14 protein-coding genes are annotated in these 15,086 nt (G+C 59.4%); 4 read left to right on the forward strand and 10 right to left on the reverse strand.

The genetic code is table 11. The features are described 5' to 3' along the window. From BFQ03_RS19270 to BFQ03_RS19285, 4 genes are all read right to left on the reverse strand, one after another. Window positions 1-1,080 carry an alcohol dehydrogenase catalytic domain-containing protein gene (locus BFQ03_RS19270; protein WP_032863705.1) on the reverse strand — a complete coding sequence of 360 codons (1,080 nt, stop codon included), beginning with the start codon at window positions 1,078-1,080 and terminating at the stop codon, window positions 1-3. Window positions 1,081-1,153: 73 nt separating this feature from the next. Continuing rightward, on the reverse strand, window positions 1,154-2,146 hold the full coding sequence (locus BFQ03_RS19275) for an ABC transporter permease (protein ID WP_065943744.1): 993 nt from the start codon (window positions 2,144-2,146) through the stop codon (window positions 1,154-1,156). After that, entirely contained in the window at window positions 2,112-3,620 is a 1,509-nt protein-coding gene (locus BFQ03_RS19280) for a sugar ABC transporter ATP-binding protein (RefSeq protein WP_065943745.1), read from the reverse strand. The genes BFQ03_RS19275 and BFQ03_RS19280 overlap by 35 nt, the downstream gene beginning before the upstream one ends. Window positions 3,621-3,683: 63 nt before the next feature. Beyond that, a complete protein-coding gene (locus BFQ03_RS19285; protein WP_032863708.1) occupies window positions 3,684-4,598 on the reverse strand; it encodes a substrate-binding domain-containing protein in 915 nt (304 codons plus the stop codon). 156 nt (window positions 4,599-4,754) lie between these two features. Between BFQ03_RS19285 and BFQ03_RS19290 the strand changes: the two genes are divergently transcribed. Together BFQ03_RS19290 and BFQ03_RS19295 are read left to right on the forward strand one after the other, a co-directional pair. After that, window positions 4,755-5,441 carry a sterol desaturase family protein gene (locus tag BFQ03_RS19290; RefSeq protein ID WP_032863709.1) on the forward strand — a complete coding sequence of 229 codons (687 nt, stop codon included), beginning with the start codon at window positions 4,755-4,757 and terminating at the stop codon, window positions 5,439-5,441. Continuing rightward, window positions 5,438-6,526: an SMP-30/gluconolactonase/LRE family protein gene (locus BFQ03_RS19295; protein WP_065943746.1), complete on the forward strand. Its 1,089-nt coding sequence runs from the start codon at window positions 5,438-5,440 to the stop codon at window positions 6,524-6,526. The genes BFQ03_RS19290 and BFQ03_RS19295 overlap by 4 nt, the downstream gene beginning before the upstream one ends. A gap of 70 nt (window positions 6,527-6,596) precedes the next feature. Here BFQ03_RS19295 and BFQ03_RS19300 read toward each other — a convergent pair whose 3' ends face one another. From BFQ03_RS19300 to BFQ03_RS19310, 3 genes are all read right to left on the reverse strand, one after another. Continuing rightward, entirely contained in the window at window positions 6,597-8,060 is a 1,464-nt protein-coding gene (locus BFQ03_RS19300) for a hypothetical protein (RefSeq protein WP_065943747.1), read from the reverse strand. A 188-nt stretch (window positions 8,061-8,248) separates the two neighbouring features. Beyond that, window positions 8,249-8,611 (reverse strand): hypothetical protein, encoded by a 363-nt coding sequence (locus tag BFQ03_RS19305; protein WP_032863713.1) that lies wholly within the window; start codon window positions 8,609-8,611, stop codon window positions 8,249-8,251. Between the two features lie 2 nt (window positions 8,612-8,613). After that, window positions 8,614-9,582, reverse strand: coding sequence for a hypothetical protein (locus tag BFQ03_RS19310; protein WP_065943748.1), 969 nt, complete (start codon window positions 9,580-9,582; stop codon window positions 8,614-8,616). 506 nt (window positions 9,583-10,088) lie between these two features. Here BFQ03_RS19310 and BFQ03_RS19315 point away from each other — a divergent pair. Next, the gene (locus BFQ03_RS19315; RefSeq protein WP_308425964.1) at window positions 10,089-10,643 is read left to right on the forward strand and encodes a lipopolysaccharide core heptose(II)-phosphate phosphatase PmrG; all 555 of its coding nucleotides are present in this window, start codon (window positions 10,089-10,091) and stop codon (window positions 10,641-10,643) included. A 3-nt stretch (window positions 10,644-10,646) separates the two neighbouring features. Here BFQ03_RS19315 and BFQ03_RS19320 read toward each other — a convergent pair whose 3' ends face one another. Together BFQ03_RS19320 and BFQ03_RS19325 are read right to left on the reverse strand one after the other, a co-directional pair. After that, complete coding sequence (locus BFQ03_RS19320) at window positions 10,647-12,065, reverse strand: M10 family metallopeptidase C-terminal domain-containing protein (protein WP_065943749.1); 1,419 nt, start codon at window positions 12,063-12,065, stop codon at window positions 10,647-10,649. 164 nt (window positions 12,066-12,229) lie between these two features. Beyond that, window positions 12,230-12,700, reverse strand: a complete 471-nt coding sequence (locus BFQ03_RS19325) for an Lrp/AsnC family transcriptional regulator (protein WP_032863716.1) — start codon at window positions 12,698-12,700, stop codon at window positions 12,230-12,232. A gap of 123 nt (window positions 12,701-12,823) precedes the next feature. Here BFQ03_RS19325 and BFQ03_RS19330 point away from each other — a divergent pair, with 123 nt between their 5' ends. Then, window positions 12,824-14,062 (forward strand): methionine gamma-lyase, encoded by a 1,239-nt coding sequence (locus tag BFQ03_RS19330; RefSeq protein WP_065943750.1) that lies wholly within the window; start codon window positions 12,824-12,826, stop codon window positions 14,060-14,062. A gap of 7 nt (window positions 14,063-14,069) precedes the next feature. On the opposite strand, the gene BFQ03_RS19335 is transcribed toward BFQ03_RS19330, so the two are convergent. Beyond that, a complete protein-coding gene (locus tag BFQ03_RS19335; protein ID WP_083204870.1) occupies window positions 14,070-15,080 on the reverse strand; it encodes a GlxA family transcriptional regulator in 1,011 nt (336 codons plus the stop codon). Window positions 15,081-15,086 lie beyond the last annotated feature (6 nt).

Genomic DNA, 15,086 nt, shown 5'->3' on the forward strand with positions numbered 1-15,086 from the left:
TCACGGCGCCGGTTTCAACAGGACTTTGATCGACTTCACCGAGTTGGCCAGGTCGAACGCTTCGGCCCAGTTATCCAGTGGAAAGTCATGGGTGACGATGCCCTTGGACGTCACCAGGCCACGCTCGAACAGGTCGATAGCCACCGGATAGCAATAGGGGCCCAGGTGCGCACCGCGTACGTCCAGCTCCTTGCGGTCGCCGATGATCGACCAGTCGGCGCTGGTCTCGGCACCGAACACGCTGAACTCGACAAAGCGCCCCAGTTTGCGGATCAGTTCCAGGCCCTGGGTCACACCGGCCGGCACCCCAGTGGTCTCGATGTACACGTCGCACCCGTAGTTGTCGGTCAGGCCATTGATGATCTCGCGGGCGTTGTCGCGGGACGGGTTGATCACCACATCGGCGCCGTATTTTTTCGCCAGTTCCAGGCGTTCGTCGACCATGTCGATGACCACCAGTTTTTTCGGGGTTTTCAGTGCCGCCACCTGGACCATGCACAGGCCCAGGGTACCGGCACCGGCAATCACCACCACGTCATCAAGTTGCAGGTCACCACGGTTGACGGTATGGATCGCGCAAGCCATCGGCTCGATCAACGCCGAATCCTCCAGGGACACCGACTCGGGAATCTTGTGCACGATGGCTGTCTTGGGGATACGCATGTACTGGGCCATGCCGCCTTCGGCCACTTCGCGCTGGAAGCCAAAGATATTGTGCACCTCGCACATCCAGTACTTGCCGGACTTGCAGAAGCGGCATTTGCCGCAAGGCACGATCTGCTCGGCGATCACCTTGTCGCCAACCTTGACCTCAAAGTGCTCCTCGGCGCCCTCGCCGACTTGTTCCACATAGCCAAAGAACTCATGCCCCGGCACTACCGGCGCCTTGACCCACGGGTTGTCGCCGCCCCAGAACATCGCCGCGCCCGAGTGGCATTTGCAGTCACTGGCGCAGATCCCGCAGGCGGCAATGCGGATCACCAATTCATTGGGCCGCGCCTGGGGTTTGCCGATGCGCTCCAGGCGATAGTCTTTCGGGCCGTGGCAGACGACGGCTTGCATTTGGGTGTGCTTATCCATGGTGTACTGACCTTTATTGAAGATGAGAGAGCCCGTCGCGGCCACGGCGGCCGAGTTGCGGTGATGCGTTTTTTTACTTGTGGCGCTGGCGGCTGATAAAGATCGCCAGCAAAATAATTGCGCCCTTGATCACGCTCTGCACATAGGGCGAGACCCCGAGCATGTTCAGGCCGTTGTTCAAGACCCCCAGCAGCATGGCGCCGAGCAAGGTGCCGGCAATCACCCCGCGCCCACCGGCAATCGAGGCGCCGCCCAGGACCACAGCGGCAATCGCATCCAGTTCGAAACCGATGCCTGCGTTGGGCTGGCCACTCATCAGGCGCGAGGTCAGCACCAGTCCGGCAATCGCTGCGGTCAAACCGCTGAGGCCGTATACCAGCAATTTGAAACGCGCCGCCCGCACCCCGGACAAACGCACGGCCTCTTCATTGCCGCCAATCGCGTAGATATAACGGCCGATGCGCGTGTGTTGCAGCAGCACATAAGCCACGAGATAGGTAACCAGCATGATCAGGATCGGCACCTGGATGCCAAACAGGCTTTCGCGGCCAAAGAAGCCGAACCACTCCGGCAACCCGGAAATCGGATAGCCGTCGGTGTACATCAGTCCAAAGCCACGGGCGATGCCCATGGTCGCCAGGGTGACAATGATCGGAGGCATATGCAGGTAGGCCACGAACAGACCGTTGCCGACACCAAACGCCACGCCGATCAGCAGCCCGGCGCCAATGGCCAGGCCGGGCGGCAGGCCCGCGACCATCAGGCCGGCGGTCAACGTGCCGGACAAGGCCATCACCGGCCCCACCGACAAATCGATGCCGCCCGTGAGGATCACGCAGGTCATGCCCACCGCGATGATCGCGTTGATCGACACCTGGCGCGCAATGTTCGACAGGTTGCTGGCAGTGAGGAAGTTGTCACTGGCCACGATCATCACGGCCGTGACCACCAATAGCCCGATAAACGGATAAAACGCTGGCGAGCGCACCAGCCGCGCCAGGTTCAGGCGCAGCCAGCCGGTCTCGGCGCGGTTAATGGACGTATTCACTTGAGCCCCCTGTTGCATGGCGCATGACCTCTTGTGGGTTGACGGCGGACGCTTCCAGTACCTTGACGATGGCGCCCTTGTGGAACACGGCGACGCGGTCGCACATGCCGATGATTTCCGGCAGCTCCGAGGAAATCATGATGATTGCGTAGCCTTGCTCGGTGAGCTTGCGCATCAGCGCGTAGATCTGTGCCTTGGCGCCGACGTCAATGCCACGGGTGGGTTCGTCGAACACCAGCACGTCGCAGTGATGGTTGATCCAGCGCGCAATCACCACTTTCTGCTGGTTGCCGCCACTGAGGTTGAACACCCGGCTTTCGCCGCTCGGCGCCTTGATCGATAGCTGTCGCATCAGTTCATCGACACTGGCGCACTCCTTGGTCTTGTCGATCAGGCCACTGGCGCCCTGGTACTTGCGCAGGTTGTTGATCGAGATGTTTTCGCGAATGCTGAAATCGGTGATCAGGCCTTCGCTCTTACGGCTTTCCGGTAGCAGGCCGATGCCCTGGGCCAGGGCTTGGGCCGGGTCGTCGAGGCTGACTTTTACCCCGCGTAGCCACACATCCTTGGTCACTGACGGCAGTGCGCCCATCATGCCCAGGGCCAATTCGGTGCGGCCCGAACCGACCAACCCGGCAAAGCCGAGGATCTCGCCCTGATGCAGTTGGAACTGGTTGTGCGGACCATTGCGCTTGAGCTGGATGTCCTTGACCTCCAGCAGCAGCGGCCCGCGCTCGGCTGTAGGCTTGGCTGGGAAACTGCACTCCAGGCGCCGGCCGACCATCATTTCTACCAGGCGGTCGATATCACTGTCGGCCACATCGGTGACCCCGGCATTGCCGCCGTCGCGCAGCACGCTGATGCGGTCGCAGACCTGGAAAATCTCCTCCAGGTGATGGGAGATAAATATCACTGCCACGCCCTGGCGCTTGAGTTCACGCATGATGTCGAACAGCAGTTCGGCCTCGCTCGGCGTAAGGGTGGCGGTGGGCTCATCGAGTACCAGCAGCCGCGCGTCCAGGGCCAGGGCCTTGGCGATTTCGACAAACTGTTGCTCGGCCACGCTCAGGTGCTTCACCGGGCATTGCAGGTCGATGCTCACCCCCAGGCGCTGGAACAACGCCTGGGACGCTTGATGCATGTCGCGCTTGCGCAGCAGGCCGAAGCGGTTGTTCAGCTCGTGGCCGAGGAAGATGTTTTCCACCGCCGTGAGGTAGGGAATCAGGCTGAACTCCTGGAACACAATGCCGATGCCAGCGGCGATCGCATCGCGGTACGTGGCGAACTGCTGCGCCTGGCCGTCAATCAGGATGCGCCCTTCGTCCTGGTGCTCGACTCCGCCGAGGATTTTCATCAGGGTCGATTTACCCGCGCCATTTTCCCCGAGCAAGGCGTGAATCTCACCGCGCTCCACTTGCAGGTTGATGGACTTGAGGGCTTGCACCCCCGGGTAGCGCTTACAGATATTTTCCAGTTGCAAAAGACTGCTCATACCACCGACCTCTCGTTCAGAAGGATGCCCGATGCCCCACGATTGACGTGGGGCACGGACGGTTTACCAGCTGAAGTCCTTGGCCTTGGCCTGATCGATCAGGGCAATATCCACCGGGATGGTGGCCGGCACTTGCGAGCCCCACTTCTTGGCCAGGGCGATGCCCAGGGCCAGGCGGATCTGGTCGCGTGGGTACTGCGCCGACGTGGCAATGAACTTGCTGCCAGGCTTGAGGATGGCCTTGATCGCTTCCGGCGCACCATCGACGCTGACCAGCTTGACGTCCATGCCGCTGGCCTCGATGGCCGACAGTGCGCCGAGGGAGCCGTTGTCATTGACGCTGAAAATGCCCTTGAGCGTGGGTTGGGCCTGGAGCATGTTTTCGGTCACGGTCAGCGCCTGGTCACGCTCCTGCTTGCCGTTCTGGATACTCACGATCTTGATCTCCGGGTGCTTGGCCACCGCCTCCTTGCAACCGCGCACCCGCTCCAGGATCGGCACCACGGCGATGCCGTCGAGGATTGCGATATTGCCTTTGTCACCGATGTTTTTGGCCAGGTATTCACAGGCCTGGAAGCCGGCATCGAAGTTCTTTGAGCCAACAAAGGAGTCCAACGGACCATCGGCCTGGGCATCGACTGCGACCACCACCACACCAGCGGCATGGGCCGATTTGACGGCGGACTGCACGCCCACCGAGTCCGTGGGGTTGATCAGCAGGATATCGATACCTTTTTGCAGCATGTCCTCGACGTCACTGACCTGTTTGGACACGTCGTGGCGGGCATCGGTGATGATCAGTTGTGCACCAATAGTCGCTGCCGCTTCTTGCAGGGCGTCTTTCATGGTGACGAAGTAAGGGTTGTTGATTTCCTGGAAGGATGCGCCGACACGCAGAGGCGCAGGCTGGGTGTCGGCCAGGGCGACGGTGGAGATGCTTAGAGCCAACAAACACAGGGTTTTCGGAAGCATTTTCATGGCGTGGATCTCTGTTTTGTTTTTATTTTTAGAGCAAATGTTATCGTTAACATTTTGTCAGAAGCTAACAAGGAAATGATGGCGGTGCAAGCCCCTTGAGATATCCCCAGGCCGGACTAAGCTTGGTCCCCAACAAAAAATATAACGAGCACCGCCATGACCCATCCCACCGAGGCCTTTCGCGAACGCTACCGCGCCGCTGTCCACCCGCGCTACAACCCGTGGCTGCATGCCGGCTTTGTGCTCAGCTACGGTTTGCTCTGCATCATCATGGCCTGGGGCAGCACCCAGCACATTCAGGCTTGGGAATGGCTGGCCGTGCCCCTGACGCTGGTGTTCTTCAACCTGTGTATCTACCTCGTCCACCGCCACCTTGGCCATCATAAACACGGGTTTGCCAAGCTGTTCTATGCGCGCCACACGGGTGATCATCACAGTTTCTTCACCCCCGGCCATATGACTTACGACAGCCCCAGGGACTGGCGGGTGATCCTGTTTCCGGCCTGGCTGATCATCCTCCACAGCCTGGCCGTCACCCTCCCCGCCTGGTGGCTGCTCAAGCAGCTCAATCCCAACGTCGCCGGGTTGTTCGCCGGATGTATGATCCTGGGCTACCTACTCTACGAAATCTTCCATGCCTGTGAGCACCTGCCACCCGACCATCCCCTGGCCCGCTTGCCGTGGATCCGGCATATGCACCAACTTCACGCGTTGCACCACCGTCGCGAGTTGATGCAAGGCCGCAACTTCAACATCGTGCTGCCGCTGATGGATTATCTGTTCGGCACGTTGCACTGGGAGCCTGCCACGCGCCCCTCCAAAGACTCTCGGGAAGCACCATGAGCCAAAAATTCCGTCATTTGCTGTTGTTGGTATTGATCGCCGTCGTGGCCTTTCTGCTGCTGATGCCCACCGAGGTCCAGCCGGTCAATTGGGCGCCGCCCAAGGCACCCTCGATGCAGGATGGGCCTTACAGCGAGAACCTGCGCCTGAAGGATGTCCAGCGCATCGGCGCCCAGGACATTGCCGGGCCCGAGGCGTTGCTGGTGGATGCCCAGGGTTTGCTGGTCACCGGCCTGCATGATGGACGGATCATCCGCACCGCGCCCGACAGCCAGACCCTGGAAGTGCTGGCCAACACCGGCGGCCGCCCGCTGGGCCTGGCACAGCATCCGGACGGGCGCCTGATCATTGCCGATGGGGTCAAGGGCCTGCTGGCGCTGGACGCCCAGCGCAAACTGACCACCCTGAGCACCAGCGCCAATGGCGTGCCTTTCGGTTTCACCGATGATGTGACGGTGGACGCCGCCGGGCGCTACGCCTATTTCAGCGACGCCTCCAGCCGCTGGGGTTATGGCCAGGATGGAGAGGCGGTCATCGAACATGGTGGCGATGGCCGGCTGCTGCGCTATGACTTTCACAATGGCCAGACCGAGCTGTTGCTCGATCAACTGCAATTCGCCAACGGCGTAGCGCTGGGACCGGATGAAAGTTATGTGCTGGTCAATGAAACCGGGGCCTATCGCATCAGCCGCTATTGGCTCAAGGGCGACAAGGCGGGCACCCATGATCTGTTTATCGACAACTTGCCGGGGCTGCCGGACAACCTCACCTTCAACGGTCGGGATCGGTTCTGGGTGGCGCTGTACTCACCGCGTAACCCACTGCTCGATGGCTTGGCCGGTTACCCCGCGATACGCAAGATGATGGTGCGGGCGCTGATGGTGGTGCCCAAGCCCATCGAACGCAAAGCCTTTGTGCTGGGGCTGGATGTACAGGGCCAGGTGGTCGCCAACCTGCAAGATGGCAGCGCGGGCAACTATTCACCGATTACCAGCGCCCGCGAACATGGCGAGTGGCTGTACCTGGGCTCGCTGAAGAACACCCGCATGGCGCGCTTGCCGCTGAAGCTGGCATTGGCTTTGTAGGAAACGACGAAGCCCTCAAGACTTGAGGGCTTCGTCGCCGGCAAGCCGGCGCCTATAGAGGTGGGCGGGGTTAACGCACGATGGTCTGGCTGCAAATGTGGCCCAGGCTTACATACTGCGTGATGTTGCCGCCTACGCCCACGCCCGGGAACTCCTTGAGCTCGATGCGCCAGCCGCCCATGTTGAACCAGGTCCGCCAGTTGTACGTCTGGCCGGACGAACTGTCCGGGTAGACCACATTCAGATCGCCGGAGCAGGTACCCAGGTCGACACTGCCAGAGGCCGCGCCGGTGATGCCAGTCTTGGCCTCGTAGTCGACCCAGTGGTAGTTGATGGTGTCATCAAAGCGCTTGTCGACCCGCAGCACCGGGGTCACGCCGCGCAGCGGCTCGCCGGTGCTGTCCGACCATTGGGTGCTCCAGCTCAGGCTGCGGGCGGCCTGGGTAGCCAGTTGCATGATCGAGCTGGGGATACGCACCACGTTGTCGCCGTTCACATTGTTCTGGTTCAGTCGTGGCGCCGAGCCAAAGGACAGGATGTAGCGCGCCTGTGGGTTGAGTGCCACTGCCGGGTTGGCCCGTACCCGTACCTTAACGGTGTAGCCAGGGGTCAGGCTTGGGTAGGTGGAGGTGTTGTTCGGCTGGATCACCACCCAGTTGTTGCCATCGAAGCGCTCGAAGATCCACTGGTTGCGAGTGCCCTCGCCATCATCGCCCAGGAACATGCCCACGCCCTGGCCACGCAACGAGGTGAAGTCGAAGTAATCGACATCGTTGACGCTGTCGAGGTTACCGGCCACCTGGTTCAAGGCATCCGGCAACGCGAACGCGGTTTGCGCAGTGTCGTTGGGCTCGAAGGCGTCGATATTGCTGTCCACGGCGACACCAAAGCTGAACTGCCCATTGCTCGCGGTGTTGGCCACCATGTACCAGTAATAGTCGCCGGCGGGCATCACGCCATTGAGGTATTCGTCGGCGCTGCCTGCGTTATCAGAGGTGCCCAGTAGCGTCAGGTTGCCCTGGCCGTCGTCATGAAACAGGCTCAGCGACATATTGGTGCCGGCACTCTGGTTCAGCAGTTGCAGCTGGATGCGCGCGCTTTGCGCCAGGTTGAAGTGGTAGGCAACTTCCGCCCCGGTTTCCACGCCGGTCACGTTGTACAGGGTGTTGATATCCAGGGTCGGGAACAACGGTGCAAAGGCTGCAATCGCTGCGCCTTGCAGTTGTTTCTCATTGGGTTTTTTCAGCTCGCCAACCACCGTATCCACCGGCGCGCTGCTGACTGCGGCCTTACTTGCCACAGCCCTGGCCTTGCCGGCCTTGGCCGCCTTGAGCTTTTGCTTGATTTCGGTCGCAAGCTTCGACGGATCAACCTGGCCACCGATTTTAAGCACCTGGTCGACCGCACGCTTGACCGCCTGCGCGGACAGTTTGGCAGGGGTTTGCGAAGGGTATTGCTCGGCCAGGGCAAACGCCGAAACAAAGCAGGAGGCCGCCATGGCCGCACCCAGCATAAAGGCTTTTTTTGATTTCATTTTTTATCCATCCATAGTTAAAAAATTTGTGGCTTTGGTGCGCGGTGAAATCCGTTCACCTGGGATGGACTGTAGGTTTATACTGTATATTTGTACAGTATTTTTTGAAATAAATGCGAGAAAGGTGTGCGCAGTGCCGTAGGAAGAAACGACAAAGCCCAGGCAGTGCTGGGCTTTGGTTCGCTAGGCTACCACTTGCGCCAGATGACCCAAGCCGTCAAAGCCACGAAATAGATTGCCGAGAAATAAAATGGCCACGTTGCCCAGCGTTTGAGTGCCAATGGGACTGACCCCAACTCCTCCCTGCTCACTTCATTGCTCTTCATATGGGTTTTGGGCTGCATGAAAAAGCCAATGAGTATGCTCATACGCATGGTTCTATCGATACGTGTGTTCCTTCCCCAAAAACGCTTGTTGCCTTGGACCGCCTCGTTCTCGCTGAAATAGCTTTCTATCTCATCCAGTTTTTTATACTCGGCGTATAGGAGCAAGCCCAAAGAAACGAACATTCCAAGTGCCAGCGCTATCAGGATCAAGGTGTATAACGACATGTTTATATCCCTGCTGGCTTGTACAAAAGATCGCCCATCTCTTCTCCAAAAATCCCGCCCTCGGTCCCCCCGCCATACCCACCAGCAGCGCCTCCGATAATCCCGCACGCCAACTTCCCTTGACCTTTCATAACCACACCCAGGACAACGTTGCAGATGGACCGCGCAAGGTGAGCCCCGATTGCTCCACCCGCTGCTGCCCCCGAAACACCACCCACCAACCTCCCCCCTTCCACATACCTCGCCCTGCTGCACAGCTCCCCCCGATCCTTCATACACGCCTCCTTGATCTGCAACCCCGCCACCCCCACATCCAGCGCCAGCCCCACATACGTGCCATTGCCTAAAAACTTCGACGTCTGGGCAATGCTCTTGATGCGCTGGGTGTAACCGGCGATCTCACTCTTATCCAGATAGCTCCTGGTCGAAATCCCCAGCACTTTTTTCAACGATTTATGGCTCTGCAAACTGGTACCAAACCGCGCCGCGCCTTGCAGTTGCACCTCCAGCTTGTTGAACAACACCTGGCGATGGCGTACAAAATTGTTGCGATCCAGCACCCCGTCCTTGAGCTGTCGGTGCAACCGTTCAACCTCCTCCAGCGTGTGCTTGACCTCATCCAGATGCCGACCCCATGCCGAGGTGGCACTGCCGACACCTAAAGAGCTGTAGCCGAGCAGGCTTTGCAGCAAATCATACTTGCCGACCACCGCTGTCCCGAGTGCCGTGTCCTGTTCCAGGCCGCGGCGGATGTCCTCGGCATGGCGCATCAACCAGGCATCGTTGAAGGTGCAGGCCATGCCGTAGTCATTGGGAATAATCACCATCTGCCCAGGTGTGACCAGGCCGTGGCGCAAGTGCAGGTTCAACGCATCGAACTGCGCCGACAGTTGATTGTAGGAGTCCTTGAGCAAACTGGATTTCAAGCTGTGAAAATCTATGGTCCGGTCATTGATATACGCCTGCGCCATCGCCCGCATCCCTGATGCAATGAATAGGGCGTAGGAATATAAGTAAGCAGAACGGACCTGGCACAAGCCCAGGGATGAAAAGCGGCTTGTCGATTACATTTGGGAAGTTGCCTACTATGCGAGCGATCAAGACCTACAGAAAGTCCGTCATAACTCCCCCCGAATGCCAACTTTGTAGGAGCGAGCTTGCTCGCGAAGCTCTCAGAGATGCACGGTTTATCCAGAATGAACGTGTCGTCTGGAGGTTTTTCGCGAGCAAGCTCGCTCCTACAGTAGTAACCGTGCGCCGCGCGATTTTTTCACATTGATTTCACTGCCTGCCCACGCCCCGGGATCTAGATTGCCCGCCAACGCCAAAGGCAATACCAAAGCTTCCCAGGGTGAACAGTGTGGTTGACATGATCCAGGCCAAACCCCGCGCAGATCGGGGCTTGGCGAAAACGCTCAGACAGCTGTGGCTGCGGTTCATCGCACTCATCGCCCTGTGCCTGCTAGTGATGGGGGCCATGCTCTGGCCGACTTCACCGCAGGATCTGGGGGCCGACAATCGCCTGGTCACTTCAGGGGCCCTGGCGGCCTGGCGCAGTGGCAACCTGATCGTGCTGGTGCGCCATGCAGAACGCTGCGACCGCTCCAGTAATCCGTGCCTGGGCCCTGCGGATGGCCTGACCCGATCCGGCAGCGTCTCGGCAGCCACCGTGGGCTCCGCGTTCCGCACCCTGGGCATGTCCCACAGCGATGTGTTGAGCAGTCCTACCACTCGCACCGTGCAAACCTCACAGTTCATGTTCGGCGACGTCCATGTATTACCTGACCGCCTGACCTTGTGTGGCGCCACACTCACGCACGACCTGCCTGCACGCAAGGTCGCCGGACGCAACCTGCTACTGGTCACCCATAGTGAATGCATCGGCGACCTGGAGCGGGTACTGGGCTACCCCCATGCTGACGGTGCCGAATACGGCAGTTCGCTGTTTGTCCAGGTGCGCAGCAACGGCAAGCTCAAGGTACTGGGCGTACTCAACAGCCAGGACTGGGCCACAGCCCTTGGACACCTCTGACGGTCAGCTCACGATATCGCTACGCCGCAGTTCACCCTGCACTTGCAGCACGAAGGTCGGATCGTTGGGCTCCCCAGCAATCTGCAACGTGCTCAGGTTCAACCGCCGGTCATAGGCGACGATGGCTTCACCGCTCGCCCCGGAAAACCGGCTGACAAACTGCAGCGGCTTATCACCCAATTGCACCCTGATACCTGATACATCGACTTTATCCTGGCCGCTGACAAAATCCTCGATCCGGTCCGGTGCCGCCGCGCTGGACTCGTTGATCTTGCCATAGACAAAGGTGTCATTGCCCTTGCCGCCCCACAACCTGTCAGCCCCCTCGGCGCCGTAGAGCACATCCTTCCCGTCACCACCGCGCAACTCGTTATTCGCGGCGTTACCGATCAGCCAGTCGTTGCCTGACCCGCCAATGGCGCTCTCAATAGTGGCGCCATAAGCAATGGAAACGTTGCCTTTAAGAGCACCCACATCGGAAAACGTACCCTCTTTGAGACTGATTTTTTGATCCTGGACGTAGCCCGAAAAATCTAGCGTGTCATTACCACCACCATCCCAAATGGCGGCGAGCATTTTGTCGTCCTTGGTATTGACGCTGAGGAAGTCACGATCGGTATTGGAATTGAAGCCGTAAGTGGTGTCGTCTTTGCGGGTTTGGTGATTGGCGCCATATTTCGATTGGTAGGCAGAAATATCGTCGAGTTGGGGAGCCGATGCCCGGAAACCACCGTGATTGGCATAGGTCGTTCGTTCACCCCGGTAACTCATGACGCTATGGCTTTGAGAGTCCTCATGGGAGTCGATCTTCGACCGATCAAGAATGCCATTGTAGTTACCCGGATGCGTAAGTCCCATCGCGTGGCCCAGTTCATGGGTGATCGTGTGGCGACCGGCATCACCATGGTGAGCCTTGGGCACCGACATTTCTTCAGCATTGTTCACAAACCAGACAGCGCCTCCCCGGCCTTTATTATCCGGCAGTTCCGTATGGGGTTGAGCGTCGATGGATTTATTATTCTTATCAAATCTCTGACCATAGTTACCGATTGCAATATGCCCTTCACTCTTGACGGTCCTAGGCCCTTCGTTGAACTTGACGTTTGCGACATCGGCAATTGATTGAAGGCTGAGTTCGGTTTGCTTCCTTTGATTTTCAAGGATCGATGTGAACCCTGACCTGCCACCCCGTTTCAGTTTTTTATCAGCGGGAGCAGATAGAAACTCGTAGCTGACATCGTACGTGCCGTCACCGTTTTTATCTGGCCATCCGGGACTTCTACGCCACAGCTGCCGTGCGGCCTCTTCAGTGGTTTTGGACTGCAATCCGTTGTGCTTGATCGTACCGCCGCGGTCATCGCGATGCCGGAACTGGTCAATATCCTGGAACGTGCTGCTTACTCGTGGTGTAACTGCGGACATAAATACCCTCACTGAGCCAGTAACCCTTTTTCAAAGCTGAACCGAACAGCGTGGTGCTCGCTTCAAACATGAACTTGAAGGGTTACGGCGGGGCAAGAAATACGATTTGTCTTTGAAACGAGCAGGAAAGAATAAAGCCCTGCACAAGGCTCACGCCCGTCCTATCACCCCGGCAACGGAATCACCCGCAACGGTCTGACCGATTTGTAGGAAAAACTCGAATATATTTCCTTCACACACGGCAATGTCTGCAACACCTCGCGGGCAAATTCGCCGAAGGACTCCAGGTCCCTGGCCACCACTTCCAGCAAAAAATCATAGCGCCCGGATACGTTATGGCAGGCGACGATTTCCGGGATATCCAGCAGCCGCTGTTCAAACGCCCGGGCGATTTCCTTGGAGTGGGTGTCCATCATGATGCTGACAAACGCCGTCACCCCGTAGCCCAGGGCCTTGGGCGAAAGAATCGCCTGGTAGCCGCTGATCACACCGCTGTCTTCAAGGTTCTTGACCCGGCGCCAGCACGGCGAGGTGGTCAGGGACACCCGTTCGGCCAGTTCGGCGACGGTCAGGCGCGCGTTGCCTTGCAGGGCGTTGAGCAGGGCTTTGTCGGTACGGTCCAGACTGCTGGGCATGTCTTGCCTCAAATCATTATTTTTATGGGGTTTCATCCTTCGCCACAGGTTTTTCTCGGCAAAGTAGGCAACGTTCGGCCTCGGTTATGAGCATAGCATTGTAGGAAATAAGGAGCGTCCGACATGAAAAATAAACACAACACATTCGGCTTTTCCACCCGTGCCATTCACTACGGCTACGATGCGCAAGACCACCATGGTGCCCTGGTGCCGCCGATTTATCTGTCGGCGACCTTTGCCTTCCCGACCGCCGAATACGGCGCCGGGTGCTTTGCCGGTGAAGAAAGCGGGCACTTTTACACGCGTATCTCCAACCCGACCCTGGCGCTGCTGGAGTCGCGCATGGCCACCCTGGAAGGTGGCGAAGCCGCAGTGGCGTTCAGCTCCGGTATGGGGGCGATTGCGGCAACCTTCTGGACCTTGTTGCGCCCCGGCGATGAAGTGATCGTCAGCCAGACGCTGTACGGCTGCACCTTCGCCCTGCTGCACCACGGCATCGCCGAGTTCGGGATCAAGGTGCGCCATGTCGACCTGTCGGACCTCGACGCCCTGCGCGCCGCACTCTCTCCTGCGACCCGCATGATCTACTGCGAAACCCCGGCCAACCCCAACCTGCAATTGATCGACATTGGCGCCGTGGCCAAGATCGCCCACCAGCAACCCGGCATTACTGTGGTGATCGACAACACCTACTGCACCCCGTACCTGCAACGCCCGCTGGAACTGGGTGCCGACGTGGTGGTGCACTCGGCCACCAAGTACCTCAGCGGCCATGGCGATATCACCGCAGGTATCGCCGTCAGCCGCCACGACCTGGCGCAACGGATTCGCCTGCAAGGCTTGAAAGACCTGACCGGTGCCGTGCTGTCGCCCCAGGATGCGTTTTTGCTGATGCGTGGTCTCAAGACCCTGGCCCTGCGCATGGATCGTCATTGCAGCAATGCCCAGGCGGTGGCCGAAGCGTTGCAGGCCCACCCGGCCGTGGAGTCGGTGACCTACCCCGGCCTGCGCTCCTTCCCACAATACGAGCTGGCAGCACGTCAGATGAAACTGTCGGGCGGCATGATTGCCTTCGAACTCAAGGGGGGGATCACCACGGGCCGACGCTTCATGAACGCGCTCAAGCTGTTCAGCCGCGCGGTCAGCCTGGGCGATGCCGAATCCCTGGCCCAGCACCCAGCGAGCATGACCCACTCCACCTACACCCCGGAACAACGTGCCCAGCACGGAATTTCTGAAGGCCTGGTGCGGTTGTCGGTGGGGCTGGAGGATATCGCGGACTTGCTGGCCGATATCGAGCAGGCCCTGGCTCATTGCGTCAAGCGTGCTCCCGCGCTCAAACAGGCGACGCACTCTGTGTAATGACGGGTTATTTGACCAGGCGGGTTTCCTTCGACGGCCGATAGCCGAAATAGGCGCTGTAGCATTTACTGAAGTGGCTCGGCGACACAAACCCGCAGGCCACCAGCACATCGACCTGGGACAGTTCGGTGTGCTGCAACAAGCGTCGCGCCTCGGTGATGCGCAGTTCCAGGTAATAGCGCTGCGGCGTGGTACCCAATTGCTCGCGGAACAAGCGCTCCAACTGGCGCCGTGACCGCCCGGCATACAGCGCCAGTTGCTCCAGGGCCAGGGGCTCTTCGAGGTTGGCATCCATCAGGCGCACCACCTCGCGCAACGGCGCACTGACGCAGATATTTTCTGCGGGTTTGATCCGCCGGTAGCGCGACTCCTCAAAGGCCAGGATATCTTCGATACCTTCCACCAACGCTTTGTCGTGCAGGCTCTTGATCCAGTCCAGGGCCATATGGAACGCCCCCGAAGGACTGGATGCGCTCAGGCGATCGCGGTCGATCACATAGGGCTCGCTACTGACCTGCGTGGCCTTGGCGATTTCCGTCAGGGCCGGGCGATGTTCCGGGTGAATGGCACAGCGATAGCCGTCCAGCACCCCGGCCTTGCCGAGGAACCACGCACCGTTCCATAAGCCGGCAAGGATCACCCCCTGTTGCGCCGCAGCCTTGAGCAGTTCGATGAAGGTTTCGCTGGCCTTGAGCTGGGTGCGGTAACCGCCGCAGATCACCAGCAGGTCAAGCTCCGCCAGCGCGCTGTTATCGAGGCGTGCGTCGGGGCGAATCACCAGGCCCAGGTCGCTGATCACCTCCTGCTCGCCCAGGCCGAAGGTGCGCGAAGTGAACAGCCCCGGACGTAACAGATTGGCCGTGATGAAGGTGTCCAGCGCCTGGGTGAAGGCCGGCAGTGAGAAATGCTCCAGCAGCACAAACCCCGCACGGATCAGGCGCGGGGCCTGGCCCGGGGTTTCGTTCAGGTAGCGCAGGTTCTTGCCTTTCATGCCGCCGCTGAATTGCCGTCTTTCCATGGTTGT

This window comes from Pseudomonas sp. 25 R 14 (genome assembly GCF_900004755.1).
In the GTDB taxonomy this organism is placed as follows: domain Bacteria; phylum Pseudomonadota; class Gammaproteobacteria; order Pseudomonadales; family Pseudomonadaceae; genus Aquipseudomonas; species Aquipseudomonas brenneri.

Coding starts and splice junctions, on each gene's coding strand:
- BFQ03_RS19285 (WP_032863708.1), bottom strand. CDS start 4,598: ATGAAAATGCTTCCGAAAACCCTGTGTTTGTTGGCTCTAAGCATCTCC.
- BFQ03_RS19310 (WP_065943748.1), bottom strand. CDS start 9,582: ATGGCGCAGGCGTATATCAATGACCGGACCATAGATTTTCACAGCTTG.
- BFQ03_RS19290 (WP_032863709.1), top strand. CDS start 4,755: ATGACCCATCCCACCGAGGCCTTTCGCGAACGCTACCGCGCCGCTGTC.
- BFQ03_RS19335 (WP_083204870.1), bottom strand. CDS start 15,080: ATGGAAAGACGGCAATTCAGCGGCGGCATGAAAGGCAAGAACCTGCGC.
- BFQ03_RS19295 (WP_065943746.1), top strand. CDS start 5,438: ATGAGCCAAAAATTCCGTCATTTGCTGTTGTTGGTATTGATCGCCGTC.
- BFQ03_RS19270 (WP_032863705.1), bottom strand. CDS start 1,080: ATGGATAAGCACACCCAAATGCAAGCCGTCGTCTGCCACGGCCCGAAA.
- BFQ03_RS19305 (WP_032863713.1), bottom strand. CDS start 8,611: ATGTCGTTATACACCTTGATCCTGATAGCGCTGGCACTTGGAATGTTC.
- BFQ03_RS19280 (WP_065943745.1), bottom strand. CDS start 3,620: ATGAGCAGTCTTTTGCAACTGGAAAATATCTGTAAGCGCTACCCGGGG.
- BFQ03_RS19300 (WP_065943747.1), bottom strand. CDS start 8,060: ATGAAATCAAAAAAAGCCTTTATGCTGGGTGCGGCCATGGCGGCCTCC.
- BFQ03_RS19320 (WP_065943749.1), bottom strand. CDS start 12,065: ATGTCCGCAGTTACACCACGAGTAAGCAGCACGTTCCAGGATATTGAC.
- BFQ03_RS19325 (WP_032863716.1), bottom strand. CDS start 12,700: ATGCCCAGCAGTCTGGACCGTACCGACAAAGCCCTGCTCAACGCCCTG.
- BFQ03_RS19315 (WP_308425964.1), top strand. CDS start 10,089: ATGCTCTGGCCGACTTCACCGCAGGATCTGGGGGCCGACAATCGCCTG.
- BFQ03_RS19330 (WP_065943750.1), top strand. CDS start 12,824: ATGAAAAATAAACACAACACATTCGGCTTTTCCACCCGTGCCATTCAC.
- BFQ03_RS19275 (WP_065943744.1), bottom strand. CDS start 2,146: ATGCAACAGGGGGCTCAAGTGAATACGTCCATTAACCGCGCCGAGACC.